The organism is Streptomyces sp. NPDC020983, from assembly GCF_044333485.1.
Classification (GTDB): domain Bacteria; phylum Actinomycetota; class Actinomycetes; order Streptomycetales; family Streptomycetaceae; genus Actinacidiphila.
Map to the genome: position 1 here is coordinate 93,200 of NZ_JBIRRA010000021.1, position 929 is coordinate 94,128.

Genomic DNA, 929 nt, shown 5'->3' on the forward strand with positions numbered 1-929 from the left:
GTCCCTGCGGTCGTCGAAACGCGGACGGTCATCACGAGGCCGGTCATCACGCGGGCGGTCGTCACGGGGACGGTCGTAGCGCGGACGGTCATCACGAGGGCGGTCGTCACGCGGCCGGTCGTCACGACGGAAACCACCGCCACCACCACCGTACGGACGGTCCGAACGGGGACGGTCGTCACGTCGGAAACCACCACCGGGGCGGTCACCGTCACGGCGCGGCCCACGAGGACGGTCGTCCCTGCGGTCGTCGAAACGCGGACGGTCATCACGAGGCCGGTCATCACGCGGGCGGTCGTCACGGGGACGGTCGTAGCGCGGACGGTCATCACGAGGGCGGTCGTCACGCGGCCGGTCGTCACGACGGAAACCACCGCCACCACCACCGTACGGACGGTCCGAACGCGGACGATCATCACGACGGAAACCACCACCCGGGCGGTCACCCTCGCGGCGCGGCCCACGAGGACGGTCGTCCCTGCGGTCGTCGAAACGCGGACGATCATCACGAGGCCGGTCATCACGAGGACGGTCACCGCGGGGGCGGTCGTCACGTCGGTCGTCGCGGCGGTAGCCGCCACCGCTCGGGCGGTCACCGTCCCGCCGCGGGCCGCCGCTGCGGTAACCCCCACGGTCGCCACCGCCGTTCGGGCGCGAGTCCCGGCGTTCGGGACGCTCGGGCCGGTCTTCAGGCGAGTTGGACATCGACGTGACTCCTCGAATCGTGCTGCTGTAGTACAAGTCTCCCGTATTCACGGGGACACCGCGCTGCGTGAGTGCATGCAAAAAACCCCTGGTCCCAGCACGTAGGCCAGGACCAGGGGTCTGGAAAGATTGTTCGGCGGTGTCCTACTCTCCCACAGGGTCCCCCCTGCAGTACCATCGGCGCTGAAAGGCTTAGCTTCCGGGTTCGGAATGTAACCGGGCGT

At 69.1% G+C, this 929-nt stretch carries 1 protein-coding gene and 1 rRNA gene; both read right to left on the reverse strand.

The features are described from left to right. Positions 1-521, reverse strand: a 521-nt coding sequence (locus ACH4SE_RS33940) for a hypothetical protein (protein ID WP_398547405.1), incomplete at its 3' end; no start/stop codon positions are given. Positions 522-836: 315 nt separating this feature from the next. After that, positions 837-929 (reverse strand): 5S ribosomal RNA (gene rrf / locus ACH4SE_RS33945); the annotation flags it as partial.